Raw genomic sequence first — 26203 nt, 5'->3', positions numbered from 1 at the left:
TCGAGCTCATCCCGTCTTGCGCAACTCCACCGGGAACTCCGCAAGCGCCGTGCGGAACTTCACGCCGAAACCGGTGTCGTCGATCCACACGCAGTCCGCCGCGATCTCCTGCCCGCCGAGCACCACGGTCACCGCGCTCCCCCGGACGACGCCGGGCACCAGGGCCACCGCCGCGCCCGTGAGGCTGAGGTCTCGAAGCGAGGTCGTCGTCCGCCGCCCGCCGACGATCACGTCCGCCGGATCGACCACGCGGTGCCGGATGCCCTTGCGGCGCTCCTTCATGTCCTGCGAGATCGTGCCGAGGAACCGGTCCGTGCCCTCCGTGAAGGACCCCAGCACCTCGAACAGCGAACGCGAAGCCTCGCCCACGCGCACCACCTCGTTGCGCGCTTCCTGCACGATCGCCGACAGCCGCTCGTTGGTCTCCCGCGCTCCGTCGGTGCTGATCGAGGCCTGCTCGGCGCTCTGCGCGATTTCTGCCGTCGCCCGCTCCTGCTCCGCGATCGCCGCCGCCACGTCGCCGTTGAGCGCGTTGACGGCGTCGACGTCCACGACGATGCGGCTGATCGATCCCACCACCGCGCCTGTGCAAGCATTGATCTGCTGCAGCAGCCGGTCCACCTCGCCGGTCGCCTTGGCGGTTTCGCCCGCCAGCGCCTTCACCTCGGCGGCCACCACCGCAAAGCCGCGGCCGGCTTCACCCGCGCGCGAAGCTTCGATGGTCGCGTTCAGGCTGAGCAGGTTGGTCTGCGCCGCGATCCCGCCGATCGACTCCAGGATCGACTTGATCTGCTCGGCCACGGTCGTCAGCGCCTGCACCTCCTGCTCGGCCCCCCGCGCCCGTGTCGCCGCCGCCTCCGTCAGCCGCCGCGCCTCGTCCGTCTGCTGCGCGATCTGCCGCGTCGAGGCCGACAGCCGCCCCGCCTCCTCGGCCACCGCGCGCACGTTCTCCGCCGCCGCCACCGCGGCCGCCAGCCCCTGGCCCGCCTCGCTCTCGGACGTCTCCACCGTCTGCCGGAAAGCCTTGGCGCATCCCTGCACCACGTGCGCCTCGCGGTCGAGAACGGTCTTCATGCTGTCCGCGTCGCTGAGGAAGTTCATCGCCAGCGTCTCCAGCGTGGCCTTGCGCTCCTCCGCCGCCGCGCGGCCGGCATGCACCTCCTGCATCAGCCCGGCCCGTTCGCGCGCGTTGTCGGCGAACACCGTCATCGCCCCCGCCAGCTCGCGCATCTCGGTCGTCCGGCCCACCGCCGGCACGGTAACGTCGGCGTGCCCGTCGGCAAGGTGCCGCATCGCCTTGGCGATCAGCCCGATCGGCCGCACCACCGCCCGTTCCGCCAGCACGCCCGCAGCCGCCACCAGCGTCACCACCAGCACGGCCAGCGCGCCGATCACTGACAGCGCCCAGGGGATCTCCCCCTGCGCCTCGGCCTCGGTCGCCGCGTACCAGCCGGAGGCGAGCTGCACCACCCGGTCGATTTCCGCCCGGTGATCCGCATAGGCCGCGCTCATCTGTCCGTAGGCCGCTTCGGCCGCGGCCTTGTCGCCGGCCGCCAACGCCGGAAAGAACTCGTCCGCCCCCAGCGAGAAGAACCGCTGCGCCGGTGCATCCGCAGCCTTCAAGAGCGCCGCCTTCAGCTCCGGGGTCAGCGGCAGGTCCTGCCAATAGGCATGGCGCGTGTCGTAGTCCGCCTTCAACTGCTCCACTCGGGCGCGCCGCTCGGTCACGGATGCCGGATCCAGCATCGCCCGGCTCGTCTCCAGATAGGCCTCGATGATATAGAGCGGCGGCGGCAGCACGTCGGCGATGACGTCCTTGCCGGCGATCAGGTCGCTGTAGATCGGCCCGCCGATGCGCACCTTCTGGATCAGCCCGTAGCCGAACGCGATAGCGGCGACCAGCACGGCCGCCATCGTCAGGCTCATCAACCTGGAATAGAACGCGATTCGCATGGTCCCCATGCTCCCCTCCCGGAACCGGTGTGGAGCAAGGTTCGCCACAACCAACTAAATTTATATGAATACCTGCATGCTATAGGCGTTGGCCGCACTTCGATCGCAAAAAATTGTTTTAAGATCGACAAAAATGTTGCCGAAGAGAAATAAAATGCTGTCTAGGTGCAAAAACCATCGAGTCCGGCCCGTCGCAGCAGCGAACCGCCTACTCGCCCCGCTTCTTCCGTTCCAACCGCTCGCGCGTGGCCTTGCCCCTGCCGTCCACCACAACCTGGCGTGCCCGCCCGAACGCCATCGCATCGCCTGGCACGTCCTCGGTGATCACGCTGCCGGCCGCGGTATAGCCGCCGTCGCCCACGCTTACCGGCGCCACCAGCGTCGTGTGGCTGCCGATGAACACGCCCGCGCCGATCGTCGTCTTGTGCTTGAAGTATCCATCGTAGTTGCAGGTGATCGTCCCGGCGCCCACGTTGGTCTTCGGCCCCACGCTCGCGTCGCCCACGTAGGAGAGGTGGTTGATCTTCGCCCCGTCGCCCACATCAGCCGCCTTGATCTCCACGAAGTTGCCGATGTGCGCCTCCGCGCCGATCTCCGCCCCCGGCCGCAGCCGCGCATAGGGTCCGACGATCGCCCCGGCGCCCACGTTCGCGCCCTCCAGGTGGCTGAACGCGCGGATCGTCGCCCCGTCCGCCACGCTCACGCCCGGCGCGAACACCACGTTCGGCTCCACCGTCACGTCCCGGCCCAGCACCGTGTCGTGCGAGAAGAACACCGTCTCCGGCGCCGACAGCGTCGCCCCGCCGGCCATCGCCGCGGCCCGCATCCGGGCCTGGAACACCGCCTCCACCGCGGCCAGCTGCGCCCGGTCGTTGACGCCCATGAACTCCGCCTCCGGGCCCGTCACCACCACGGCCGTCAGCCCGCGCGCGCTGGCGATCTCCACCGCGTCGGTCAGGTAATACTCGCCCTTGGCGTTGCTGTTGCCGATCGCCTCCAGCAGCCCGGGCAGCAGCCCTGCGCGAAACGCCATGATCCCGGAGTTTGACAGCCGGATCGCCTTCGTCGCCGCGTCGGCGTCCTTCTCCTCCACGATCCGCGCGAGCCGCTCGCCTTCCGTCACCAGCCGGCCATACCCCGTCGGATCCGCCGCCTCGAAGCCGAGCACCACCACGTCCGCGCCGCCGGCAAGCCGCTCCCGAACCCGCCCGATCGTCTCCGGACGCACCAGCGGCGTGTCGCCGTAGAGCACGATCACGTCGCCGCGCGCCGCTTCCAGCGCCGGCCGCGCGGCGAGCACCGCATGCGCGGTTCCCAGCCGTTCCGCCTGCACGTGCACGCTCGCCTCCGGCAGCGCCTTGGCAAGATGCGCCCGCACCCGCTCGGCTCCCGCGCCCACCACCACGGCGAGTTCGTCCGCGCCGGCCGCCGTCGCCGCCGCGGCCACGTGGTCCAGCATCGCCCGCCCGCCCACGGCGTGCATCACCTTCGGCAGCGCGGAGCGCATCCGCGTTCCCTCGCCGGCGGCCAGCACCACGGCAAGACAGGGCAGGGGCATGGAAATCTCCCGAATCGATCAGCGGCCGCGTTCCGGCCGCATGAAATCGTTAGCCGACGCGGCCCTTCAGTTGAACAGGGGCCGGCGCCTCACGCGAACAGCTCCGGCCGCCGGCGCCTGAGGGTCTCCACAAGCAGGATGGTCTTCATGTCGCGCAACTGCCCGCGGTCGGAGGCTTCCGCCAGCATCTTCAGCGGCAGCTCCAGGACCTCGATCTCCTCGTGCTCGTCCGCCACGCCGCCGCCTTCGCCGTTCTCGCCATCGCGGTCGATCTCGGCGAGATAGAGCCAGATGCGCTCCGTCACCGCGCCGGGGGAGGTGTAGGGCGAGCCCACCAGGATCAGGTTCTTCAGCGAAACGCCGGCCTCTTCCATCGCCTCCCGCTTCACCGCGTCGGCAGGGTCTTCGCCGTCGTCAAGCAGCCCGGCGATGGTCTCGGCCACCACCGGGTCGTCGCCCACCGCCAGCACGGCCGGCCGCACCTGGCGCACCAGCACCCCCGTCCGCCGCTCCACGTCGTAGGCCAGCACCGAAGCGCCGGCTCCGTGGTCGTGCACCTCGCGCTTCAGCTGCACGCTCTCGCCGCGCACGGTCGTTTCCACCAGCAGCACGTCAAGCGTCACGAACGCATCGTAGACGGTCTTGCGGTCCACGATCACCGCCGCCGGCAGGCGGCTCGGCGGCATCAGCTCTCTCTCGTCGCTCAAGTCGGGTCCTCGATCTCTCCGGAAGGTCCTGCTGTCATCTACCCCTATTGGGGTGCATTTTCGGCAAACGACACGAATACTCCCGTCCGCCCGCTGTTCGATACCGCCGGCAGCTTCCTAAGGTCGGCAGCTACCCCTTCGCCGCCCTATCCGTCACCCCCGCGACACCGCCCCGCACTCCCACCCCCGACCTCCGGCCCCCACATCCCGCGCATGCCGACGCCGCCTCGTCTCGTCCTCGTCCTCTCGGCCGCCGCCGCGCTGGTCTGGATCCCCCAGGCATGGCTGCTTGCCAGCGCCTTGTCGGACGCAGCTCTCGCCGCCGCCCGCGGCGAGCCGATCCCGTCCATCCTCCCCGAAATCCTGGCTTTCCTCGCTCTCGCCGCCCTCCGCATCGGCCTCGACACCGTCTCCGTCCACCAGGCCCAGCGCTTCGCCTCTCGCGCCCGCCTGGAGATCCGCCGCACCATCGCCGCGCGTGCGGCCCGCTGGTCCCCCGTCGATGCCGGCCGCCCGGCCGCCGGCGAGATAGCCACCCTTGCCGCCGATCAGGTCGAGGCCCTGGAGCCCTACCTCGTCCGCTACGCGCCCACCCGGGCCCGCATGGCCGTCGTGCCGCTGGTCATCGCCGCCGTGGTGGCCTGGCATGCCTGGGCCGCCGCGGTTGTCCTCCTGGTTGCGGCCCCTTTCATCCCCATCTTCATGTCGCTGATCGGTGCCGAGGCGCGCGACCGCAGCCGCGTCCAGCTGTCAGAGATCGGCACCTTCACCGGCACGCTGCTCGACCGTGTTTCCGGCCTGCCCACCATCCGTCTGTTCGGCGCCGTCCCGCGGGTCGCCGATCACATCGCGGAGGTGGGCGACGAGATCCGCCGCCGCACCATGGCCGTCCTCCGTCTCGCCTTCCTCTCCTCGGCGGTTCTGGAGCTTTTCGCCGCCGTCGGCGTCGCCCTGGTGGCCGTCTATGTTGGCTTCTCCCTGCTCGGCTGGATCGGTTTCGGCACCACCTTCGCCCCGCTGGACCTTGCCTCCGGCCTGTTCATCCTCCTGCTCGCGCCCGACTTCTTCCAGCCGCTCCGCGATTTCGCCGCCGCCTATCACGACAAGGCGGCAGCCGACGCCTTCGCGGCCCGCCACCGCGAACTGATGGACGAACCCCGCAGCCGCATGCTCGACCCGGATGCCGGCCATGTGGCGCTCCTGCCGGCCGCGCCTATCGTCGTCTGCGACCTCTCCGTCCGGTCCCCCGACACCGGCGTCCTGATGGTTGAGGATGTCTCCTTCGCGGTAGCGCCAGGCGAGCGGGTCGCCCTCTGGGGGCCGAGCGGGGCCGGCAAGTCCACCGTCCTCGCAGCATTGGCCGGCCTCGTCGAGCCGTCCTCCGGGTCCGTCGAGATCGCCGGTGAACCGTTGTCGCCCGCCACCGTCGGCGCCGTCCGCCGCTCCACCGCCTGGATCGGCCAATTGCCCTTCCTGGAGCGCCGCTCGCTTCGCCGCAACCTCGCGCTCGCCAATCCCGGCGCGCCGGACTCCCGCCTTCAGGAGGCGCTTGGCGCGGTTGGCCTCGGCCCGCTTCTCGCCCGGCTCCCGCATGGTCTCTCCACCCGCCTCGGCATCGAAGGGGCGGGTGTCTCCGGGGGCGAGGCCCGCCGCATCGGCCTTGCCCGCGCTCTCGTGGCCGACCGCCCGCTGATCCTTGCCGACGAACCGACCGCCGACCTCGACGCCGAAACCGCCGCCGCGGTCCGCGCCGCGCTGCTCGCCACCGCCGCCGGCCGCACCCTTGTCGTCGCCACCCACGATCCGCTGTTGGCGCGCGCCATGGACCGTATCATCCGCCTAGACGGCGGACGTCTCGTCGGGGAGGGTGCTCCATGAGGCCGGTACTCCTCCTGGTCCGCCGTTTCGCCCGCATGGCCCCGCGTCGGCTGGCGGTCGCGCTGGCGCTCCTGGTGCTGACGCTCGCTGCCGGCCTCGGCCTCCTCGCCGTGTCCGGCTGGCTCATCGCCGGGGCGGGGCTCGCCGGGATCGGTCTCATCGTCTTCGACACCTTCCAGCCCAGCGCCGGCATCCGCTTTTTCGCCGTCGCCCGCACGGTCCTTCGCTACGGCGAACGCCTTGTCAGCCACGACGCCACCTTCCGCATTCTCGCCGCCCTGCGCGTCGACGTCTTCCGCGGGCTCGCCACCGCCGGTCGCTCACGCTTGCGCTCCGCCGATCTCCTTGCTCGCCTCTCCTCCGATCTCGACGCGCTCGACGGCCTGCATCTCCGCTTCGCCGCCCCGATCGCTGCCGCGACCGTCGTTCTCGCCGCCGCGGCGGCCGTCTTCGCCGCCGTCTCGCCTCTGCTCGCCGTGGCCGTCATCGGCCCCGTCGTCCTCCTCGGCATCGGAGCGCCCTTCGCGCTCGGCCTTGCCGCCCGCAACGATGCTCGCCTCCGGCACGTCGGCCTCGACGCCGTCCGTGCCCGCCTCGTCGACCTCGACGTCGGCCGCACCGAGCTCGTGCTTGCCGGCCGCCTTGCGGAGGCGGTCGATCGTGTCGGCGCCGCCGCTGCCCGCGTCGCGACGGTCGAGCGCCGCCTTCAGGTCCGCGACGCCGGGCTGCGGTTCGCCGCCGGGATCGCCGGCCAGGTAGCGATCGCCGGAGCCGCCCTTGTCGGCGCCGCTCTCCTCGCCGAGGGGCGGCTCTCGGCCCCCGCCTACGTCCTCGTCGTCACCGCCGCGTTTGCGCTCGGTGAGACGATCGCGCCGCTCCGCACGGCTGCACTCGAACTCGGCCGCCTCACCCTCGCCGCCCGCCGCATCGCGCCGCTTGTCGAAGCAGGCCGAACATCTGCAGGCACGTCGGAAGATCAGGTTGTCGGGGGCATGAACCAAGCGAAGTCGGGGTCATCGGTCCGGGCTCCGGGCATTCGTTTCGATCAGGTCGCATTCGCCTGGGAAGATTACCGCGGTCCGGTACTGGCGGGGATAACTCTTGCCGTTGCTCCCGGCGAGCGGGTGGCCCTGGTCGGGGCGAGCGGATCGGGAAAGTCTACCATCCTCGCCCTTGCCGCCGGTCTTGTCCGGCCGACCGCCGGCGCCGTCACCGTTGGCGGTGCGGCCGTCGTCCGCCCTGGTCTCGGCGCGGCGGGTCACCGGATCGGGCTTCTTGCCCAGCGAGTGGAGTTGTTCCGGGAAACGGTGAGCGAGGCCGTCCGCCTTGGCCGGCCGGAGGCGTCCGAGGCCGAGGTGGCGGATGCGCTCGCGCTGGCGGGTCTCGGAGCGGACCTGCAGAAGGCGCTCGGCGACGGCGGCTCGGGCCTCTCCGGCGGCGAGCGCCGTCGCCTCGCCATGGCCCGGCTGCTGGCTTCCGGGCCTGACCTTGTTCTGCTCGACGAAGCGACCGAGGGGCTAGACCCCGACACGGCCGCCGGTCTGATCGACCGGCTCGCCGCCTTCTTCGAGGGTCGCACGGTGCTGATCGCCACCCACCTCGCCGACGAGGCGCTCCTCGCCGACCGGCTCGTCCTCGTCCGCGACGGGCGACTTGTCGAAGAGGCCCGGCGAGGGGATCCCGCCTACGACCGGATCGTCTCTGGCCTCGTCCGCCGCCGGGGCTGACCTGCCAGTCTGCGCCTGTTCGAGCGGGCGGGGATTACTTCCCTCCGGCCAATGCCTTCGCTTCCGCCTCGCCGGTCAGCGGCGCTTCGGCGCCGAGCTCCGCGAGGTAGGCGTCCAGGAGCGAACCGTCTGCGCCGGCCGGTTCGTAGTCGCCGCCTCCGCTGGTCTCGAGGGTCGCGAAGGTGATCGTCCACTCTGTCCCCGGCGTCCCGCAGGCGATCGCCTGCGTCTCGCCGGCCGGCTGGGTGAGGGTCAACTCGCGGCAGAGCGACCCGGCGCCGGTCATGAACGTCGACACCAACCGGAGGTCGCCGGATCGGGTCTTGGCGGTTGTGCCCGACGCGGCCCGGTCGAGGATATCCCCGACGGCGGGGTCGGCGAGCGCCGCCACCATCGGCCCGCCGGCCACCGCGCCGTTTTCGCGGGCTACGTAGTCGTCAAAAAACACGGAAACGACGACTACACTCGCTGCGAGAGCGGCGAGCCCGCCGATCACCGCCGGAAGGCGTCGGCGAAGCGTCGGGAAGGCTACCACCGAACCGCTCTCGCGCGCCCGGATCTCCGCTTCCACCGCCGCCTTCAGGGCGGCCGGCACCGGTTCGGCATGGCTGCCGAGCGCCGTCTTGGCCAGCCGGCGGCTGCGCTGGAACGCCGCCACCCGCCGGGCCACCGCCGGATCCCGCTCCATGGCCTCCTCGACCGACCGGCCGACCGACTCCTCGATCTCGCCGTCGGCATAGGCCATCAGCGTCTCGTCGCTGAAATGCACCTGCGCCATAGCGCCAACCTCACTGTCCGCGGCGTTTCCGTCATGCCGCATTCGTCAATTCGATCAAGCGCTTGCGCGCTCTCGCCAGCCGGCTCATCACGGTCCCGATCGGCACGCCCAGCACCTCGGCCGCCTCGCGGTAGGCCAAGTCCTCGACGCACACCAGCACCAGGACATCCCTCTGATCGGCCGGCAGCTGGTCGATCGCCCGCTTCACATCCTCAAGGTCCAGCTTGCCCATCGCGGCGTCTCCGCTGTCCCCGACCAGGTCGTCCCTCGCATCCAGATCCTCCGAAATCCCCTCGACCCGCGCCTTCCGGAGGCCGTCGATCCAGTGGTTCCTGAGGATCCTGAACATCCAGGCGTCGAACCGCGTCCCCGGCGTCCAGCCGTCCGGGTTCGTCAACGCCCGCACGCACGCGCTCTGCACCAGGTCGTCCGCCTGCACCGGCGAGCGGCACAGCGCCAGCGCATAGCGCCGCAACCGAGGCAGCACCGCCACGAGTTCAGGTCCTATCGTCGTCGCCATGCTCGGCCCGTCCGCAGCCCCTGTGCGATGTAACGAATCTGCTTGGCCTCTATTCCGCCACAGCTGGCAGAATCTTTTCGATCACTGGAACAGCCGGACGATGTGGGTTTCTGTTTTCTTAACCCTGGCGCGACACATCCCGACGAAGCCGGTGCGCGAAAGCCACGCCCGGACGTTTCTATGCGACAATCCGGTTTCGTTGGGAACACGGACGCAGCCAGGGAATTCGAAGCGGGTGAGATCCATGACCCGTCCCAGACGCCTCCTCTCCGCGCTCGTCCTGAGCGCCGCCATAACGGTTCCCGTCGTTCCGGACTTCAGCTGGGATGGCGCACCGTCTGCGCGCCTGCTCCAGTCCAAGGCTTGGTCCCGTGACGGCAACGGCAATGGGAACGGTGGCGGCAACAACGGCGGCGGCAAGGGCAGCAGCAGCAGCAGCGGCGGCGGCAACGGCGGCGGCAACAGCGGGGGCGGCGGCAGCGCGGGCGGTAACAGCGGCGGAAACGGCAGCAGCAATGGCAGCGCCGGCAGCCAGGGTGGCGGGGCTGGAACCAGCGCCGGCCGTTCCTCCTCCGCAGCCGGAGGCAACGGGATCGGCGCCTCGGTGTCCGCAGCTGCGCGCGCGTCGGCTCCCGGTCTGACCGGCACGGCAAAAGGCCAAGCGAAAAACGCCAAGTCCGCGAAAGCAAAGACGAAAGCGACGGCAGCGGCCGTCGCGGCCAAGAAAGCCAAGGATCTCGCCAGGAAGACAGCAGCCGCCAAGCGGAGGAATTCAACGCTCGTCGGCAACGCTCCTCCGATGCCGACCGGTCGTGCTCTTGCAACCTTGGTAGCCGCGGAGGTTGAGACCGCCGAGCGCCCGCTTCGCTCCAAGGACCGCATTGTCGCCGCCGGCCTGGGCGAACAGGCGCTGGCTGCGCTCCAGGCAAGAGGCTTTGGCGTCGACCGGGTGACACGCGGAACCACCGGGATCCGGGTTGTCCGCCTCCGTCTTCCGTCCGGCGTCAGCCCCGAGCAGGCCCGCGACACGGTCCGGTCGCTGGAGCCGTCCGCCACCGCCGACCTCGACCACTTCTACTACACCGAAGGCGGCCACCCCGACGCGGTCCCCGGCCAGACCGCGATGGCCAGCCTGATCGGGTGGCAGAGCCCGGAGGTTGCCGGTTGCGGCGCCCTGCCGAAGATCGGCCTCATCGACACCGGCATCAACATCGACCATGAGGCCCTTCGCGGACAGTCGATCGAACTCGTCCGGGGAGAGAGCGCCGGCTCCGATCCGTCCTCCGCCTTCCACGGCACCGCGGTCGCCGCCCTCCTCGTCGGCCGCGCCGACAGCCGAACCCCCGGACTGCTGCCGGGTGCCTCGCTCCTGGCCATCGACGCCTTCTACCGGGATGGCGGGACCGCCGACCGCACCGACGTCACAACGCTCGTGGCGGCTATGGAGGAACTGGCCGAACGCGGCGTCGGCGTCATGAACCTCAGCCTCTCCGGTCCGCCCAACACCGTGCTGGAAGCCGCGGTGAAAGCTGCGGTCGCCCGCGATATCGTTCTGATCGCCGCCGCCGGCAACAAGGGTCCGGGCGCCGCCCCGTCCTATCCCGCCGCCTATCCCGGCGTCATTGCCGTCACGGCCGTGGACCGCAACCTCGACCTCTATCGCCGCGCCACCCAGGGCGACTACGTCGACCTCGCGGCCCCCGGCGTCGACGTGTGGACCGCAGCCTCGATCCGGGGCGGGCGGCCCAAGACCGGAACCTCCTTCGCCGTTCCCTTCGTAACGGCCGCCGCCGCCGTCCTGCGCGCGGCGCATCCGGACCTCGACGCCGCCTCGATCGAGACCTCGCTCGCCGGCAACGCCCGCGACCTCGGAGACGCGGGCCGGGACCCCGCCTTCGGTTGGGGACTGGTCCAGGCGGCCGACCTCTGCACGCCCATCGACCGGGAGCCGACGATCCAGCAGGCCGACATCGACGTCCCGCGGACGTCCGAGTTCATCGTACCGGCCGGCGAGAACTAAGGGTCGGCGACCCCGACGAAATGAAAGCGGCGCGCACCGGGCAGGTGCGCGCCGCCTTTGCCTTTCTAGGCGGGTCGGATCAGACGTGCGCGGCCACGGCCGCCAGCTCCGCGTCGGAGATCGCGCCCGGTCCGCGGGTCGCCCCGGGCGGGCACTTGCCGAGGATGATCATGCCGAGCACCTCGTCCTGGCTGACATCCGTCGTCCGCGCCGACCCGACCAGCCGGCCGTTCTTCATCACCGACACCCGGTCGGCGAGGTCGAACACGTCGTGAAGATCGTGGCTGATCAGGAAGATGCCGATGCCCTCGGCCTTCAACTGCTTGATCAGCTCGCCCACCTGCGCCGTCTCCTGCGGACCGAGCGCGGCCGTCGGCTCGTCCATGATCAGGATCTTGGCGTTGAAGTGGATGGCACGGGCGATCGCCACCGACTGCCGCTGCCCGCCGGAGAGGGCCTTCACCGGCTCCTTGAACTTGCGGAAGTTCGGATTGAGCCGCCCCATCACCTCGCGCGTCGCCGCCTCCATCGCCACGTCGTCGAGCGTGCCCCAGGGGGTGCGCAGCTCGCGGCCGAGGAAGAGGTTTGCGGCGGCGTCCACGTTGTCGGCGAGCGCCAGCGTCTGGTAGATCGTCTCGATCCCATGCCGCTTGGCATCGCGCGGCGTCGTGATGTCGACCTTGTCGCCGTTGACGTAGATCTCGCCGTGGTCCGCCTTGTAGGCACCGGAGAGGATCTTGATCAGCGTCGACTTGCCCGCGCCGTTGTGGCCGAGCAGGCCCACCACTTCGCCCGGGTAGAGATCGACCGTCACATGGTCCACGGCCTTGATGCCGCCGAAGGCGATCGAGATGTCCTTCATCTCGACGAGGGGAGTCCCGGTTTTCGTTGTCATGGTCAGGGTTCTCCTCACTTGATCCGACGGCGGTAGATGGAGTCGAGCCACACGGCGATCACCAGCACGATGCCGACGACGATGTTCTGCAGCGGCGTGTCCATGCCGAGGAGCACCATGCCGGACTGCAGGCTCTGCATGACGAGCGCGCCGAGCATCGCGCCGGCGATGGTACCGGATCCGCCGGCCAGCGACGTGCCGCCGATCACGGCGGCCGCGATCGTGTAGAGCTCGTCGAGGGTACCCTGGGCGTTGGTCGCCGAGGTGAGGCGGGCCGTCGAGATCGCGGCGCCGAGGGCGGCCAGGGCCCCCATCAACGCGAAGATCATCATCGTCACCCGGCGGGTGTTGATGCCGGCCAGTTCCGCGGCCTCGGGATTGCCGCCGATGGCGAAGACATAGCGGCCGAACCGCGTGCGCGTCGCCACGAAGGTCATCAGGATGCCGACGCCGACGGCGATCAGCACCGGCACGGCGTAGCCGAACGGGATCTGCGGAATGCCTTCGGCCGGCAGCGGAATGCCGTTGGCCTCGGCGTACTTCTTGGCGAGCGGGCCGGGCAGGTAGTGCGAGTTCACCACGGCGGTTGCCGCGATCACCGCGCCGGCGCCGATGCCGACGGTCGCGATCTCGGCCCAAAGCGGCTTCAGGGGGAACTTGAACCGCTTGCGCTGCCGCCGGGCATTGAACGCGGCGAGCGCGATCAGAACAACGGCGACGGCCGCGATCACCCACGACCAGGTGGCGCCCACGGCGCCTTCCGCGCCGCCGCCGATCAGCTTGAAATTGTTGTCCGTCAGCGGGATCGTCTTGCCGGAAGCGACCCACCACGCCGCCCCGCGCCACACCAGCAGGCCGCCGAGCGTGACGATGAAGGCCGGCACCTGCATGTAGGCGATCACAAAGCCCTGCGCCGAGCCGATGGCTGCGCCGACGGCGAGCCCGATCAGCAGCGTCAGGATCCAGACCGCCGGATTGTCGAACCCGATCACCGGCGTCAGGTAGCTGGCCTGCGCCACGGCCATGATCATGCCGGTCACGCCGAGGATCGAACCGACGGAAAGGTCGATGTTGCGGGTGACGATCACCAGCACCATGCCTGTCGCCATCACGGCGATGGATGCCGTCTGCACCGACAGGTTCCAGAGATTGCGCGGGGTGAGGAAGGTCCCGCCGGACAGCCAGTGGAATCCGATCCAGATCACCGCGAGCGCCCCGACCATGCCGAGGAAGCGGGCGTCCACCTCCATGGCGTGGAGGAGCGATGTGGCCTTGGCTTGCGGGGGGGATCCGCTGGGGGCGGATGCTCGAACTGTTTGATCGCTCATGGGCTGCTCCCGGAGACATCCGTCGGCCTGGTCCGGCCGTTTCTCGTCGGAACCGATCGCGCCGCGTCCATAGGGATGCGCCGCAACGGCCCGCGGGCCATCATGGGCCACGCGCGGCTCCGCAGGAAGCGGTGTCAGGTCGTCGTTCGCCGATCTTCAGGGTTCAGGTGCTTCGCACCCGGTGTTTCAGGGCGACCGCCCGTTGGCCGGATCGCCTCTCGCGCCCCGCCCGGGGCCGCGTGCTGGACAAGGGGCGCCCGTTCGGGGCGCCCCTTTCCACGTCGTTGGATCAGTTGCAGGCCGCGACCGTGCCGGCGGCAACGCCCTGGCAGACCACGTCCTTCGGAGCCCAGCCCGCGTCGATGACGAGGTTCAGGTTGTCCTTGGTGATGGCGACCGGGGTGAGGAACGTCGCGTTCATCTCGGCGCCCTTCGGGCCGCCGGAGAACTTGACCGTGCCGGGAACGGCGGCGAGGTCGGTGCCCTTGGCGAGCTCGACCGCGATTTCGGCGGCCTTCTTGCCGAGTTCACGCGCGTCCTTCCAGACCGAGACGGTCTGGGTGCCGAGCGCGACGCGGTTGAGGGCGGCATGGTCGCCGTCCTGGCCGGAAACCGGCACGGAACCGGCAAGGCCCTGCGCCGCGAGCGCCGCGATGGCGCCGCCGGCGGTGCCGTCGTTGGAGGCGACGACCGCGTCGACCGCGTTGTTGTTGGCGGTCAGGAACTGCTCCATGTTCTTCTGGGCGTTCGCGGGCAGCCAGCCGTCGGTGTAGGCTTCACCGACGTTCTTGATCTTGCCGCCGTCGATGGCTTCCTTGAGGACTTCCATCTGGCCGGAGAACAGGAAGTCAGCGTTCGGATCGGACGCCGAGCCCTTGATGAAGATGTAGTTGCCTTCCGGCTTCACCTTGAACACTTCGCGAGCCTGGATGCGGCCCACTTCCTTGTTGTCGAAGGTGATGTAGTAGGCCGAGGGGATCTCGATCAGACGGTCGTAGCCGACAACCGGGATGCCTTCGTTCTGGGCCTTCTCGACGGCCGGCGCGATGGCGTCCGAATCCTGGGCCAGGATGATGAGCGCCGTGGCGCCCTGGCTGATCAGGCTTTCCACGTCGGTCAGCTGCTTGGCCGGCGACGACTGCGCGTCGGCGGAGATGTACTCGGCGCCGGCGGCTTCGAGCGCGGCCTTGATCGCGGCTTCGTCCGTCTTCCAGCGCTCTTCCTGGAAGTTGGACCAGCTCACGCCGACCTTGATCTTGTCCTGGGCCTGGGCAGAGGTGATGAGTGCGGTCGCCGAGACCAGCGTCACGGCGAGCGCGGAAAGGATCCGCGTCATTGACTTGTCCTCCCAACCGCCGTCTTGAGCGGCGGCATAGAAATGGATGCTTTTGCACCTCCACGGTTCCTCTCCGCGAAGGCATGGCTTCGAAACCTCTTATTTTTCGAAGCTCAAAAAAACTGTGGACCTAAATTGGTGTCGATGTCAACATGCTTTTCGGGACGGAGAAGTTCGCACGCCAAGAAAACGATTACATGACCGCCTCCGATGATGCAATGCCATCAGACGCGGATCGTGAACGGGCCGTGGGAACACCAGGGGAGGAGTACACCATGATTTTTCCGCGGAAAGGGTGCAATCCGCTGAATATCTCAGGCGCGGAGCTGATGGGATCCCATCAGGTCCAAAGCGGGGGAAACCGATGAGGAATCGCCCTCTGCGCGGCTCCCGCAGTCCCCAGATGAAAGCCGACAGCGATCTCGTCCGCCGTCAGAACCGGGCGTTGGTGTTGTCCAATCTGCGCCGCCGGGCTCCGATCGCCCGCGTCGATCTGGGTGCCGTAACCAAGCTTTCGCCGGCCACCATCACCGCCATCACCGCCGACCTGATCAGCGAGGGGCTCGTGGAGACCGTGGCGGACGAAGTGTCCGATGTGATCGACGCCGACCCCGGCTTGCCGGCTCGTCGGGGACGTCCCCGGATCCTGCTCCGCCTCGACGCCCGTGCCGCCTACATCCTCGGCATCAAGATCGCCATCAACCAGGTGACCTTCGTGCTTGCCGATTTCGGTGGACAGATCGCCGCCCGTCGCGATCTGTCCATTCGCACCATCGGCGAAGGCCGCCTTGCCTTTCCCAAGCGCCTGGTCGAGCTGGCGCGCACCTTCCTTGCCGAGGAGCGGGTTTCGGCCCGCCGCATCGCGGAGATCGCGATCGCTGCCCAGGGCTTCGTCGACCAGGGATCCGGCTCGGTCATGTGGTCGCCCGCCTTCACCGAGGGCGACGTGCGCCTCGTCGATCCGCTCGAGGCCGCCTTCGGCGTCCGCTGCGAAATCGCCAACGACGCCAACATGATCGCCGAAGCGCTCCACGCCGCCGATCCGACGACCTACGGCGGCACTTTCGCCGTCGTCTTTGTCGACTACGGCGTCGGCATGGGGCTCTTCATCGGCGACAAGCTGCACTCCGGCGCCAACGGCTCCGCGGCCGAGTTCGGCCACATGAACCACATCCCGCACGGACCGCTCTGCCGTTGCGGGCGACGCGGCTGCGTGGAGGCTTTCGCGGCGGACTATGCCATCTACCGCGACGCCAAGGGCATGCCGCCGGACACCGACCCACGCGACGCGAGCCCGACCAATGCCGAATTGCTGGCGCTTGAAGCCGCCGCCGCCGGTGGCGACGGACGCGTGCTGGCGATCTACGAAAAGGCCGGCGAGGCGCTCGGCTACGGCCTCGCCCGGCTGATGGCGCTGATCAACCCCGGACGGATCGTCTTTACCGGAGCCTCCACCCGCGCCTTCCCGCTGATCGAACCGGCCATGCACCGGGCGATCGGCGACGCGCTCGTGGAAGACCTGCGCCGGTTCACCGTGTTCGAGACGCTGCCCTGGGACAAGGACATGATCCTGACCGGGCTCGTCGCCGACGCACTGGCACGGCTCGACCGCGAGGTGTTCGCCGACCCGGCCAACGCCCAACTCTTCCGCCAAGACCTGGTGGCCTGACATGAACCGTCTGCCCGTTCTCCTAGCCGCCGCCATGGCGGCCATCGCCCCTGCCGCCGCCTCCGAGGAGCCGTGGGCGGAGACCACCATCGGCCAGCACCTCGTTCTGGAGGAGATCGCCCGGGAAGGAGAAGCCGCCATCGATGCGCTGATCCTGAAGGGGGAGACCCTGTTCCGCGCCAAGTTCACCACCCTCGACGGCGCAGGCCGGCCAATGGCCACCCAGGCGATCGTGCCGACCCGCCGCAAGCGGCCTATCGCCGAAACGTTCAGCCGGACGCATGGCCCAGACGCCAACGCCTGCGTCGCCTGCCACAACGATCCGGTGGCAGGTGCGGCGGGCGATTTCGTCGCCAACGTGTTCGTCTCCGAGGGCTTCGAGAGCGCCGACTTCGACAGCCTGGACCCGCAGTTCTCCAACGAGCGGAACTCCAACATCCTGCAGGGCTCCGGCCTCGTCGAACTCCTCGCCCGCGAGATGACCGCCGACCTCCAGACGATCCGCGCTGCGGCCCTCAAGGAGGCCCGCGCGTCGGGCAAGGCGGTGACGCGCGATCTCTCGTCCAAGGGTGTGCCCTTCGGCAGTATCACCGCGTCGCCCGATGGCATGGTGGACATCACCCGGCTCGACGGCGTGGACACGGACCTCGTCGTGCGGCCCTTCAGCCAGAAGGGCGTGTTCACCTCCCTGCGCCAGTTCACCATCAACGCGCTCAACGTCCACCACGGCATCCAGGCGACCGAGCGCTTCGGCGCCCGCTGGACCGGTACGCCCGACTTTGACGAGGACGGCCATGTCGACGAGGTCTCCGACGGAGACATCTCGGCTCTGGTCGCCTGGCAGGCGACCTTGCCGGTGCCGACCCGCCGCACCGACCTGCCGGACGTCTGGAAGGCAGCGGCGGCCCGGGGCGAGGCGCTCTTTGCCGAGACCGGCTGCGCCTCCTGCCATCGCCCCGCATTGCCGCTGGAGAGCCTGAAGTTCACCGACCCCGGCCCGTTCGACGCCGCCGGAACCCTGAAGCTCGCCGACGTGGAGCAGCCGATCGTGATCGACTTCGTCCGTTTCGCGTGGGTGAAGGCGCTTCCGCGCGACGAGCAGGGCAGGGTGCTGGTGCCGCTTTTCGGCGACCTGAAGCGCCACCAGATCGCCGACCAGCGCAACGAGCGTCTCGGCAACGAACTGATGGCCCAGCGTTTCGTCGCTCGCGACGTCTTCATGACCGCCGAACTCTGGGGCATCGGCTCCTCCGCCCCCTACGGCCACCGCGGCGACATCACCACCCTCGACGAGGTGATCCGCGCCCACGCGGGCGAGGCGACCGACGTCCGCAAGGCCTACGAGACGCTGCCCGAGGCCGACCGCAAGGCCATCATCGCCTTCCTGAAGACGCTGGTGATCGAGGAGACCGAGTGATGGCCAGATTGCCCGTCCTCTCCGCCGCCCTTCTGGCAACGTTGGTTGCCCTTCCCGCCCGCGCGGAGGATCAGCCTCCGCGCAAACCCACCGGTGACGTGCCGATCCTCCACGAGGAGCACGCGGCGGCGGGCCTGATCCAGACCTACGACGGCCCCTGGGAGTTCTTTGTCGGCGGCGGCGTCGCCGCCTTCGACTGCGACCAGGACATGAAGCCGGAGGCGCTGGTCGCAGGCGGAAAGAACCCGCTGAAGCTCTTCCTCAACCGGTCGATCGTCGGTGGCCCGCTCGCCTTCGAGGAGACCTCGCTCGGACTGGACGAGAAGGATCTCGTCAACGTGCTCGGCGCCTATCCGCTTGACATCGACAACGACGGTTTCACCGACGTCGCCCTGGTCAAGCTCGGTCGCAACCTGCTGCTGAAGGGCGGCCCGGGCTGCAGCTTCGCTGTGGCCGACAAGACGTGGAGCTTCGACGGTGGCCGCGCCTGGTCGACCGCTTTCGCCGCCACCTGGGAGAAGGGCGAGCGTTATCCCACCCTCGCCTTCGGCAACTACGTTGACCGCGCCCAGCCGGGCTCGCCCTGGGGCACCTGCCACGACAACGACCTTTACAGGCCCGTGGCCGGCGATCGTCCGCGCTACGCGGAGCGGCAGGCGCTCACGCCCGGATACTGCGCGCTGTCCCTGCTCTTCACCGATTGGAACCGCTCCGGCGAGCCATCGCTGCGCGTCACCAACGACCGGCAGTACTACCGCGGCGGCGAGGAGCAGCTCTGGAAGGTCCCCGCCGGCAAGCCGCCCGCCCTTTACGATCGTGGCGACGGATGGCAGCGGCTGACCATCTGGGGCATGGGCATCTCCCAATTCGATCTCAACGTCGACGGCGCACCGGAGTACGCGCTGAGCTCGATGGGCGATACCAAGATCCAGATGCTCGATGAGGAGGCGGCCGAGGATACGCCGATCTACAAGGACATCGCGTTCGAGCGGGGAGCGACCGCCCACCGCCCCTACACCGGGTCCGATCTCCGCCCCTCAACCGGTTGGCACACCGAATTCGCCGACTTCAACAACGACGCCGCGATCGATCTGTTCATCGCCAAGGGCAACGTCGAAGCCATGCCGGACTTCGCCAATTTCGACCCCTCCAACCTGCTGCTCGGCCGCTTTGACGGCAGCTTCGCCGAAGCGGGCGCGGAGGCGGGCATAGCCACCGGCACCAAGGGCCGCGGCGCCGCGGTGGTCGACTTCAACCTCGACGGCATGCTCGACCTCCTGCAGGTCAATCGCGGCGGCCCGGCGACACTCTTCCGGAACCTCGGGGTCGCCAGCGGCGCGCGGCACGGTCCGATGGGCAACTTCCTCGGCATCAGGCTTGTCCAGAAGGACGCCAACGTATGGGGCGTCGGATCCAGGATCGCGGTGAAGACCGGCACGCGGACCATGCCGCGCGACGTCCTGGTCGGCGGCGGGCATGCCTCCGGGCACCTCGGCTGGACCCACGTCGGCCTCGGCACCGCCGAACGCGCCGAGATCCGCGTGCAGTGGCCGGACGGCGAATGGAGCCATCCCTACCGCGTCTTTGCGAACCAGTATGTGCTGATCGAACGCGGTCAGGCCGCCGCCAAATACTGGTATCCGTCGGACTGAGCGCTCATGCGCTTTTCAGCCGGGTGTCGCGCAGCACGCCAGCCTGTTCCAGGATCGGGTAGGCGACCGATGCCACGTGGGCGTTGATCCGCTTGAGATCGCGGATGATGTCGAGGTGGATGGAGCTCGATTCGATCGACGCCGTGGTCCCGTCCCGAAGGCGCGCCAGGTGGCTTTCCACCGCCTGCCGCTCCAGGCTCCGGATCTCGTCCTTGCGGACGACGAGATCGCGGGCCATCGCCCGGTCCTGCGTGACGAACACCGTCACGGCTAGGCGGAGCTGCTCGAGCACCAGCCGGTGCAGGTGCTGGATCTCCCGCCAGCCGGTTTCGGAAAAGGCCAGGTGCTGCCGCTGCTTCTTGGCGGCGAGCATCAGCAGGCTCTTGTCGATGATGTCGCCGACATGCTCCAGGTTCGTGGTGAAGACGATGAGGTCGAAGCATCGCCGCGCGTCCATATCCGGCAGCGGCTGCCGCGTGACGCGGGTCAGGTAGAGCTTGATGGCTTCCTGGAGCCGGTCGATCGCATCGTCCTGCGCCGCAATCGTCTCCGGCGCGATGGCCGTGTCGGTTTCGAACGCACGGATCGAATCGCGGAGCATCATCTCCACGAGGTCGGCGAGCCGCATCACCTCGCGCGTTGCGGCCCCGATGGCAAGGTTCGGACGGTCGAGCAGAGCCTCGTCCAGGTGGGCCGGCCGCGCCGGCGACGGCGCTTCCACGGGGTCCGGCATGGCCCGGCTGAGAAGTGACGCGGCGGCCCCGGTCAGCGGCAGGAAGACGGTGGCGAGCAGAAGGTTGAAACCCGTGTGAGCGCAGGCGACCAGCAAGGCCGGGGCGAGCCCGACCTGATCGAGGAAGGGCACAGCCCAGGGAAGCGCGGCAATCGCAAGCAGGGCGCCTAGGAAACGGAACGCAAGATTCCCGGCCAGAAGCCGCCGAACCTCCGGTCCGGCTCCAGCGGTCAGCCCGAGCGGGATCAGCCCGGAGCCGACATTGGCACCGAGCACCAGGACCACGGCGGTTTCCGGCGCCACCACGCCGGCACCGGCCAGCGTCATGAACAGGAGCACCATCGCGACGCTGGAATGGACGAGCCAGGTCAGCCCCGCGGAGATCAGCAGGGCGACCAGCGGATCGCCGCCCACCGCGGCCAGCACGGCGTCGAGCGTCGGGCTTTCGCGCATTGGGGCGGATGCCGCGACGATCATCCTGAGCGAAAGGATCATCAGGCCAAGGCCGATCGCGATCCGTCCGACCTGTCGCGTCCGGGCCTGCTTGCCGTTGAGAAAGGCGACAACGCCGGCGATCAGCAGGACGGGCACCAGTCGGGTCAGGTCGAGCGACATCGCCTGCACCACCAGCGTAGACCCGATGTCGGCGCCGAGCATCACCGCAAGAGCGCCGGACAGCGGGATCATCCCGCGCTCCACAAAGGAGGCGACGAGCAGGCCTGCGGCGGTCGAGCTCTGCAGCAGGGCCGCTGTGGCGATGCCGGCGGCAAGACCGCGGATCCGGTTCTGTGTGGCACTGCGGATCAGATCGCGCAGCCCGTCCTCGAAGGCGCGCAGCACGCCCGTCTTCACCATCCGCGTCGCCCAGACGAGGAGCGCTACCCCGCCGAAGAGATCCAGGAGGACCGTGTGCGTCGCCATCGTGCTCCCTGTCCCACCTGCCCCGCACGGACTTGTGCTTACTTAGTCGGTAAATCCAAAATCCTGAGGAAATGGAGAATGTTCCCACCAGAAAACTTCAAGAATCGAAAGCCGGCAAGTGTCTGCCTGCGCTCGGAGGGCCGACGGCGGCGCCGTGGGCGCTGGCGACCGCGCCATCCCGCTTGATTCCCGCCCCCGCATCCCGTTTGATCGGCTCCGGATTCCTGTCGATCCGTTTCATGCCTATGCCACAGGGGGCATCATGTTCAGGACATTGAAGACGCTCGCGGTCGCCGCGTTCACGCTGGCCGCCGCGACGGTCGGCGCGTCAGCGGCCGAACTTCCGGATTTGAAGGGCAGAACCATCGCCTTCGCGACGGCTGCAGACTACAATCCCTATGCCTTCATCGATACCGCCACCAACCAGCCGATCGGCTACGACATCGACGTCGTCAACGAGGCCGCCAAGCGGCTGAACGCGACCGTCGAATGGAAGATCGTGGCGTGGGACATCATGCTCCAGGCGATCCGCGACAAGCAGTTCGACGCCGGGGCGGATGGGATCACCATCACCGAAGAGCGCAAGGGCGTGGTCGATTTCTCCGATGCCTATTTCGCCGCGTCCACCCGCATGCTGATCCGCGCTGACGAGACCCGCTTCAGCGACTCCAAGTCTTTCGCTGCCGACGAGAAGCTGACCGTCGTCGCGCTGCCCGGCACCTCCCAGTACTATGTGGCCGTCGGCACCTTCTTCGGCGGCACGGAGGGAAGCCCCCGGCTGAAGCAGTTCGACACCTTCGAGAACAGCCTGCTCGCCCTCAATGCCGGCGACGTGGATCTGCTTTTGACCGACGGCTACAGCGCCGACAAGTTCGTCGCGGCGAGCGGCGGCAAGCTGAAGGCGCTCGATGAGGTGCTCGGCGCCGAGGAGTTCGGCTTCGTCTTCCCGAAGGGCTCTGACCTCGTCGCACCGTTCAACGCGGCGATCGCGGCGATGAAGGCCGACGGCAGCTTCGAGAAACTCAACGAGAAATGGCTTACCCACAAGTGAGCCACGTCCTTCACGGCAGGGCAGGAGGGCCATCGTCATGGCTCTCCTGCCGTTCAGCGCGCGGGGTCTGATCCGTGTCCGCCCCCGGCTCGGTGGAACGGTCCGAGTTTCCCTGGTGGCTGGTCGCCATCCTGGCCTTGTGCGCTTGGCTCGGGTTCCTGATCTGGCGCGACCCGGTCTACAGCGACCTTTTCGCGATCGTGGTCCGCGGCGTGTGGATGACGGTCTGGGTGACATTGGCGAGCTTCGCGCTCGCCTGCGCACTCGGGCTGCTCATCGCGGCCGCGCAATTGTCCCGGTACCGGGTGCTGCGAGAGGTGGCGCGGTTCTACGTGCAGCTGATCCGCGGCATTCCGGTCATCGTCATCCTCTCCTACACCGCCTTCGTGGGGGTGCCGGCGCTCGTCGGCGCTTACAACGGCGTCTTCGCCGCAGCGATCGAAGCCGGCTATCTGCCGGCGGTCGCTGTGCGCGATATCGACCTGATCTGGCGCGCTGTCTTTGCGCTGATGATCGGCTACGCCGCCTTCATCGCGGAGATCTTCCGGGCCGGGTTCCTGTCCGTCGGCAGCGGGCAGGTGGAGGCGGCGACGGCCCTCGGCCTTCGACGGTCGCAGGTCTTCCGCCTGATCATCCTGCCGCAGGCGATCCGCGTTGTGCTCCCCCCGCTCGGCAACGACTTCATCGCGATGATCAAGGACAGCGCCCTGGTCTCCGCCATCGGCGTCGCCGACATCGCCTACATGGGCAAGGTGGCGGCCACCAACAACTTCCGTTACTTCGAGACCTACAACATCGTCGCCTTCCTCTATCTCGTCATGACGCTGGGCCTGTCGCTGGCCCTCGGCGCCCTGGAGCGGAAGCTCCGTCGCAAGGACGAGCGCTGAGGCTGGAGGATCACTCCGCCGGCAGGGCGTGATCGTCGATCAGGCGGAGGCCTTCCGCTTCCCGCAGTTCCTTGGCGAGCTTGGCTTCCTCACTCGCCCGCGGTTTGGAGAAGCCGGCGAGCAGCAGGTAGACGACGGGCGTCAGGTAGAGCGTGAAGACCGTTGCGATGCCGAGGCCGCCGACCAGCACCCAGCCGAGCGCCTGCCGGGCTTCCGCGCCGGCGCCGAACGCGATCGTCAGCGGCACGGCGCCGACGATCGTGGCGATCATCGTCATCATCACCGGACGCAGCCGGATCCGGCAGGCCTCCTCGATGGAGCGGCGGACGGACATCCCCTCGTCGCGCAGCTGGTTGGCGAACTCCACGATCAGGATGCCGTTCTTGGCCATGATGCCGACAAGCATGACGAGGCCGATCTGGCTGTAGAGATTGAGCGATCCGCCGGTCAGCACCATCGCGAATACCGCCGCCGCCAGCCCGAACGGCACGGTCGCGATGATGATGAAGGCCGCGACGAAGCTTTCGAACTGCGCGGCGAGCACCAGCAGGATCACGATGATCGCGAAGCCGAAGGTGATCGCAAGACCGCTGGACGTCTCCTCCAGCGTCGCCGCCTCGCCGAGCGGCTCGATCCGGAACCGGTCCTCCAGCGTATCGGCGGCCAGAACGCGGACGGCATCCAGCGCTTCCTGGAGGGCGACGCCGTTGAGCTCCGCCGTGATCGGCACCGCCCGCTGCTGCGCCTCGCGGGATAGCGACGGAGCCACGGCTTCTTCGCGGATGGTCGCAATCGAGGAGATCGGCACCATGCGCCCGTCGCCGGTGCGCACAAACACGTTCTCCAGATCCTTCGGGTCGTCGATGGCGACACCCGTCGAGATCAGCTTCACCGGAATGGTTCGCTCGCCCGCGTTGACGTCGGCGATCTTGCGTCCGTCGAGCACCGCCTGCAGCGCCTCACCGAGGCCGTCGATCGAGACGCCGAGATCCTGGGCCTGATCGCGGTCGATCTGCACGGAAAGCTGCGGCTGCGTCGGTTCCGCGTCGAGGCGGATGTTGCGGAATTCCGGCCTTGCTTCCATCGCAGCGATCAGCTGGTTGGCCGCGTCGCCAAGGCTGCGGTAGTCCGGGCCGAGCAGCGCGAAGCGCAAACCCTGGCCGCCGCCGCGGATGCCGAGGCTGTTCGGATTGATCGCGAAGGCGCGCACGCCGGGGATCTTCGACACCTTGCCGTTGATCTCCGCCGCGATCGCCTGCTGGCTCCGGTCGCGCTCCGCCCAGTCGGTGAGCGTCAGCACCACGAAGCCGGAGTTCACGTTGCCGCCCCGCCCAGCGATCGAGAAGATCGCCGCGCCTTCGCCGGTCTCCAGGTAGGGCTGCAGGATGGCGTTGATCTTGTCCATCTGCCGCGCCGTGTAGTCGATCGAGACGCCCTGCGGGGCCGACACCGACATCAGCACCACGCCGCGGTCCTCCTGCGGCGTGAGTTCGCGCGGAAGATTGGCGAAGGCGATCCAGGCCGCGCCCCCGAACGCGAGGCAGAGCGCGATGACGACCACGGGCGCAGCCAGCGCCGCCTTGAGCCCGCGCATGTAGAACCGGGCGAGCACGCCGCCGATCCCATCCAGCACCTTGCCCGCGAAGGATCGCCGCTCTGGGGTCTCGCTGACGTCCGGCAGCAGCGTGGCGGCGAGCATCGGCCCGAAGGTCAGTGCGGTGATCGAGGAGATGCCGACCGAGATGGCGAGCACGAAGCCGAATTCCCGGAACAGGCCGCCGGCCGTGCCGGGCAGGAACGAGATCGGCACGAACACGGCGGCGAGCGTCGCGGTGGTGGCCAACACGGCGAAGAACACCTCGGTGGTGCCGAGCACCGCAGCAGCGCGCGGCTTCATGCCCTGCGCGCGCCTTCGGACGATGTTCTCAAGCACCACGATCGCGTCGTCGACCACGAGGCCGGTGGCAAGCACCAGTGCGAGCAGGGTGAGGATGTTGATGGAGAAACCGACCACCCACATGGCAGCAAGCGTGCCGATCAGCGAGACCGGGATCGTCAGCGTCGGGATCAGCGTGGCCCGCCAGTCCGCCAGGAACAGCCAGATCACCGCGACGACGATGACGACGCCGAGCCCGAGCGCGATCTCCACCTCGTGAAGGGCCCCATTGATGAACTGCGCGTCGTCGGAGGTGACGCGGATGTCGACCCCCTCCGGCAACGTCGGCTTGAGCTCCGCGACGGCGGCGCGCACGGCCTCCGAGATCTCGATGGTGTTCGACTGCGCGGCCCGGACGATCCCGAGCCCGACGCCGGTCTTGCCGTTGACCCGCAGCTGCGACTGGCGAATGTCCGGCCCGAGCGTAACCGTCGCGACATCCTTGACGCGGGTGGTCGCGTTGATCAGGAGGTTGGAGATCTCCTCCGGATCGACCAGACGGGCGTCGGCCCTCACAACCAGGCTCTGGTTCGGATTGGACAGGGATCCTGCCGGCGCGTCGAAGGTCACCGTGGCGAGCGCCGTCCCGAGATCACCGATCGTCAGCCCGCGCGCGGCAAGCGCCGCCTGATCCACGTCGATCCGGAAGATCGCCTCCTGGTCGCCGAACAGCTGCACGTCGGCGACACCGTCCACCGCAGCGAGCCGGTCGGTGATGCGCGTATCGACGAGCGTCGTCAGCGCCTCGATCGACATGTCGTCGGCGATCACGCTGACGCGCATGATCGCCTCGCCGTTGGCATCGGCCTTGACGATCTGCGGCTCGTCGATGTCGTCGGGGAGGCTGTTCCGGATGCGCGAGACGGCATCCCGGAGATCGTTGGCCGCGACGTTGAGGTCGACGCTGTCGAGGAACTCGACGGTCACACGGGCCCGTCCGAACTGCGACTGCCCCGAGATCGACGACACGCCGGCGACGCGCGAAGCCGCGCTCTCCACCTCCGCGGTGATCTCCGAATCCACCGTCTCGGGCGAGGCGCCGTCGTAGTTCACTGTCACCGTCACTACGGGGCGATCGATGTCAGGCAGCTCGCGGATCTCGATGCCGTTGAAGGCGGCCAGGCCCGCCACGATGATCAGCGCGTTGATGACGAGCGCCAGCACCGGCCGTCGGACGAAGAGGGCGGTGAACGCCGCCGAGCGGTGGGTCGGCCGATCGGATCCGGAACTGGACATG

At 68.8% G+C, this 26203-nt stretch carries 19 protein-coding genes; 8 read left to right on the top strand and 11 right to left on the bottom strand.

Annotation, left to right across the window (positions count from 1 at the left end):
- Positions 1-6: 6 nt before the first annotated feature.
- The 3 genes from HZ321_RS01745 to HZ321_RS01735 all read right to left on the bottom strand — a co-directional run bounded on the left by HZ321_RS01745 (position 7) and on the right by HZ321_RS01735 (position 4218).
- Entirely contained in the window at positions 7-1962 is a 1956-nt protein-coding gene (locus HZ321_RS01745) for a methyl-accepting chemotaxis protein (RefSeq protein WP_181699611.1), read from the bottom strand.
- A gap of 199 nt (positions 1963-2161) precedes the next feature.
- Positions 2162-3511, bottom strand: coding sequence for a bifunctional UDP-N-acetylglucosamine diphosphorylase/glucosamine-1-phosphate N-acetyltransferase GlmU (gene glmU, locus HZ321_RS01740; RefSeq protein WP_181699609.1), 1350 nt, complete (start codon positions 3509-3511; stop codon positions 2162-2164).
- Positions 3512-3600: 89 nt separating this feature from the next.
- Positions 3601-4218 (bottom strand): NUDIX domain-containing protein, encoded by a 618-nt coding sequence (locus HZ321_RS01735; RefSeq protein ID WP_181699607.1) that lies wholly within the window; start codon positions 4216-4218, stop codon positions 3601-3603.
- A gap of 213 nt (positions 4219-4431) precedes the next feature.
- Between HZ321_RS01735 and cydD the strand changes: the two genes are divergently transcribed.
- Together cydD and cydC are read left to right on the top strand one after the other, a co-directional pair.
- Complete coding sequence (gene cydD, locus HZ321_RS01730; RefSeq protein WP_181699605.1) at positions 4432-6096, top strand: thiol reductant ABC exporter subunit CydD; 1665 nt, start codon at positions 4432-4434, stop codon at positions 6094-6096.
- Positions 6093-7823, top strand: coding sequence for a thiol reductant ABC exporter subunit CydC (cydC, locus tag HZ321_RS01725; protein ID WP_181699603.1), 1731 nt, complete (start codon positions 6093-6095; stop codon positions 7821-7823). The genes cydD and cydC overlap by 4 nt, the downstream gene beginning before the upstream one ends.
- 34 nt (positions 7824-7857) lie before the next feature.
- On the opposite strand, the gene HZ321_RS01720 is transcribed toward cydC, so the two are convergent.
- The 3 genes from HZ321_RS01720 to HZ321_RS01710 form a co-directional block, all read right to left on the bottom strand.
- The gene (locus HZ321_RS01720) at positions 7858-8601 is read right to left on the bottom strand and encodes an anti-sigma factor family protein (RefSeq protein ID WP_181699596.1); all 744 of its coding nucleotides are present in this window, start codon (positions 8599-8601) and stop codon (positions 7858-7860) included.
- Positions 8602-8632: 31 nt separating this feature from the next.
- Positions 8633-9121, bottom strand: a complete 489-nt coding sequence (locus HZ321_RS01715) for an RNA polymerase sigma factor (RefSeq protein WP_181699595.1) — start codon at positions 9119-9121, stop codon at positions 8633-8635.
- 81 nt (positions 9122-9202) lie between these two features.
- Positions 9203-9910, bottom strand: a complete 708-nt coding sequence (locus tag HZ321_RS01710) for a hypothetical protein (RefSeq protein WP_181699593.1) — start codon at positions 9908-9910, stop codon at positions 9203-9205.
- Positions 9911-9920: 10 nt separating this feature from the next.
- Here HZ321_RS01710 and HZ321_RS01705 point away from each other — a divergent pair, with 10 nt between their 5' ends.
- Entirely contained in the window at positions 9921-11141 is a 1221-nt protein-coding gene (locus HZ321_RS01705; protein ID WP_181699591.1) for a S8 family serine peptidase, read from the top strand.
- Positions 11142-11220: 79 nt separating this feature from the next.
- On the opposite strand, the gene HZ321_RS01700 is transcribed toward HZ321_RS01705, so the two are convergent.
- The 3 genes from HZ321_RS01700 to xylF form a co-directional block, all read right to left on the bottom strand.
- A complete protein-coding gene (locus HZ321_RS01700; protein ID WP_181699589.1) occupies positions 11221-12036 on the bottom strand; it encodes an ATP-binding cassette domain-containing protein in 816 nt (271 codons plus the stop codon).
- 14 nt (positions 12037-12050) lie between these two features.
- Positions 12051-13364: a sugar ABC transporter permease gene (locus tag HZ321_RS01695; RefSeq protein ID WP_181699581.1), complete on the bottom strand. Its 1314-nt coding sequence runs from the start codon at positions 13362-13364 to the stop codon at positions 12051-12053.
- A gap of 289 nt (positions 13365-13653) precedes the next feature.
- The gene (gene xylF / locus HZ321_RS01690) at positions 13654-14700 is read right to left on the bottom strand and encodes a D-xylose ABC transporter substrate-binding protein (RefSeq protein ID WP_181699579.1); all 1047 of its coding nucleotides are present in this window, start codon (positions 14698-14700) and stop codon (positions 13654-13656) included.
- A 403-nt stretch (positions 14701-15103) separates the two neighbouring features.
- Between xylF and HZ321_RS01685 the strand changes: the two genes are divergently transcribed.
- Genes HZ321_RS01685 through HZ321_RS01675 form a run of 3 tightly spaced genes read left to right on the top strand, consistent with a single transcriptional unit; the run spans position 15104 to position 19438 of the window.
- Positions 15104-16369, top strand: a complete 1266-nt coding sequence (locus HZ321_RS01685; RefSeq protein WP_181699577.1) for an ROK family protein — start codon at positions 15104-15106, stop codon at positions 16367-16369.
- 1 nt (position 16370) lies between these two features.
- Positions 16371-17786, top strand: a complete 1416-nt coding sequence (locus HZ321_RS01680) for a di-heme oxidoredictase family protein (RefSeq protein WP_181699575.1) — start codon at positions 16371-16373, stop codon at positions 17784-17786.
- Positions 17786-19438 carry a CRTAC1 family protein gene (locus HZ321_RS01675; RefSeq protein WP_181699573.1) on the top strand — a complete coding sequence of 551 codons (1653 nt, stop codon included), beginning with the start codon at positions 17786-17788 and terminating at the stop codon, positions 19436-19438. The genes HZ321_RS01680 and HZ321_RS01675 overlap by 1 nt, the downstream gene beginning before the upstream one ends.
- Positions 19439-19442: 4 nt before the next feature.
- On the opposite strand, the gene HZ321_RS01670 is transcribed toward HZ321_RS01675, so the two are convergent.
- Positions 19443-21092 (bottom strand): Na/Pi cotransporter family protein, encoded by a 1650-nt coding sequence (locus tag HZ321_RS01670; protein ID WP_181699571.1) that lies wholly within the window; start codon positions 21090-21092, stop codon positions 19443-19445.
- Positions 21093-21351: 259 nt separating this feature from the next.
- Between HZ321_RS01670 and HZ321_RS01665 the strand changes: the two genes are divergently transcribed.
- Entirely contained in the window at positions 21352-22143 is a 792-nt protein-coding gene (locus tag HZ321_RS01665) for a transporter substrate-binding domain-containing protein (RefSeq protein WP_181701699.1), read from the top strand.
- Between the two features lie 74 nt (positions 22144-22217).
- Positions 22218-23030 (top strand): ABC transporter permease subunit, encoded by an 813-nt coding sequence (locus HZ321_RS01660; protein WP_181699569.1) that lies wholly within the window; start codon positions 22218-22220, stop codon positions 23028-23030.
- A gap of 10 nt (positions 23031-23040) precedes the next feature.
- Here the strand turns inward: HZ321_RS01660 and HZ321_RS01655 are convergent, their stop codons facing one another.
- The gene (locus HZ321_RS01655; RefSeq protein ID WP_181699567.1) at positions 23041-26202 is read right to left on the bottom strand and encodes an efflux RND transporter permease subunit; all 3162 of its coding nucleotides are present in this window, start codon (positions 26200-26202) and stop codon (positions 23041-23043) included.
- Position 26203: the final 1 nt, after the last annotated feature.

This window comes from Chthonobacter albigriseus (genome assembly GCF_013839445.1).
Classification (GTDB): domain Bacteria; phylum Pseudomonadota; class Alphaproteobacteria; order Rhizobiales; family Pleomorphomonadaceae; genus Chthonobacter; species Chthonobacter albigriseus.
This window is presented reverse-complemented; position numbering and strand designations above follow the sequence as displayed.

Excerpts from the sequence above, each read along its gene's own strand:
- HZ321_RS01745 (WP_181699611.1), bottom strand. The coding sequence starts at position 1,962 with ATGGGGACCATGCGAATCGCGTTCTATTCCAGGTTGATGAGCCTGACG.
- glmU (WP_181699609.1), bottom strand. The coding sequence starts at position 3,511 with ATGCCCCTGCCCTGTCTTGCCGTGGTGCTGGCCGCCGGCGAGGGAACG.
- cydD (WP_181699605.1), top strand. The coding sequence starts at position 4,432 with ATGCCGACGCCGCCTCGTCTCGTCCTCGTCCTCTCGGCCGCCGCCGCG.
- cydC (WP_181699603.1), top strand. The coding sequence starts at position 6,093 with ATGAGGCCGGTACTCCTCCTGGTCCGCCGTTTCGCCCGCATGGCCCCG.
- HZ321_RS01720 (WP_181699596.1), bottom strand. The coding sequence starts at position 8,601 with ATGGCGCAGGTGCATTTCAGCGACGAGACGCTGATGGCCTATGCCGAC.
- HZ321_RS01715 (WP_181699595.1), bottom strand. The coding sequence starts at position 9,121 with ATGGCGACGACGATAGGACCTGAACTCGTGGCGGTGCTGCCTCGGTTG.
- HZ321_RS01705 (WP_181699591.1), top strand. The coding sequence starts at position 9,921 with ATGCCGACCGGTCGTGCTCTTGCAACCTTGGTAGCCGCGGAGGTTGAG.
- HZ321_RS01700 (WP_181699589.1), bottom strand. The coding sequence starts at position 12,036 with ATGACAACGAAAACCGGGACTCCCCTCGTCGAGATGAAGGACATCTCG.
- HZ321_RS01695 (WP_181699581.1), bottom strand. The coding sequence starts at position 13,364 with ATGAGCGATCAAACAGTTCGAGCATCCGCCCCCAGCGGATCCCCCCCG.
- xylF (WP_181699579.1), bottom strand. The coding sequence starts at position 14,700 with ATGACGCGGATCCTTTCCGCGCTCGCCGTGACGCTGGTCTCGGCGACC.
- HZ321_RS01685 (WP_181699577.1), top strand. The coding sequence starts at position 15,104 with ATGAAAGCCGACAGCGATCTCGTCCGCCGTCAGAACCGGGCGTTGGTG.
- HZ321_RS01680 (WP_181699575.1), top strand. The coding sequence starts at position 16,371 with ATGAACCGTCTGCCCGTTCTCCTAGCCGCCGCCATGGCGGCCATCGCC.
- HZ321_RS01675 (WP_181699573.1), top strand. The coding sequence starts at position 17,786 with ATGGCCAGATTGCCCGTCCTCTCCGCCGCCCTTCTGGCAACGTTGGTT.
- HZ321_RS01670 (WP_181699571.1), bottom strand. The coding sequence starts at position 21,092 with ATGGCGACGCACACGGTCCTCCTGGATCTCTTCGGCGGGGTAGCGCTC.
- HZ321_RS01655 (WP_181699567.1), bottom strand. The coding sequence starts at position 26,202 with ATGTCCAGTTCCGGATCCGATCGGCCGACCCACCGCTCGGCGGCGTTC.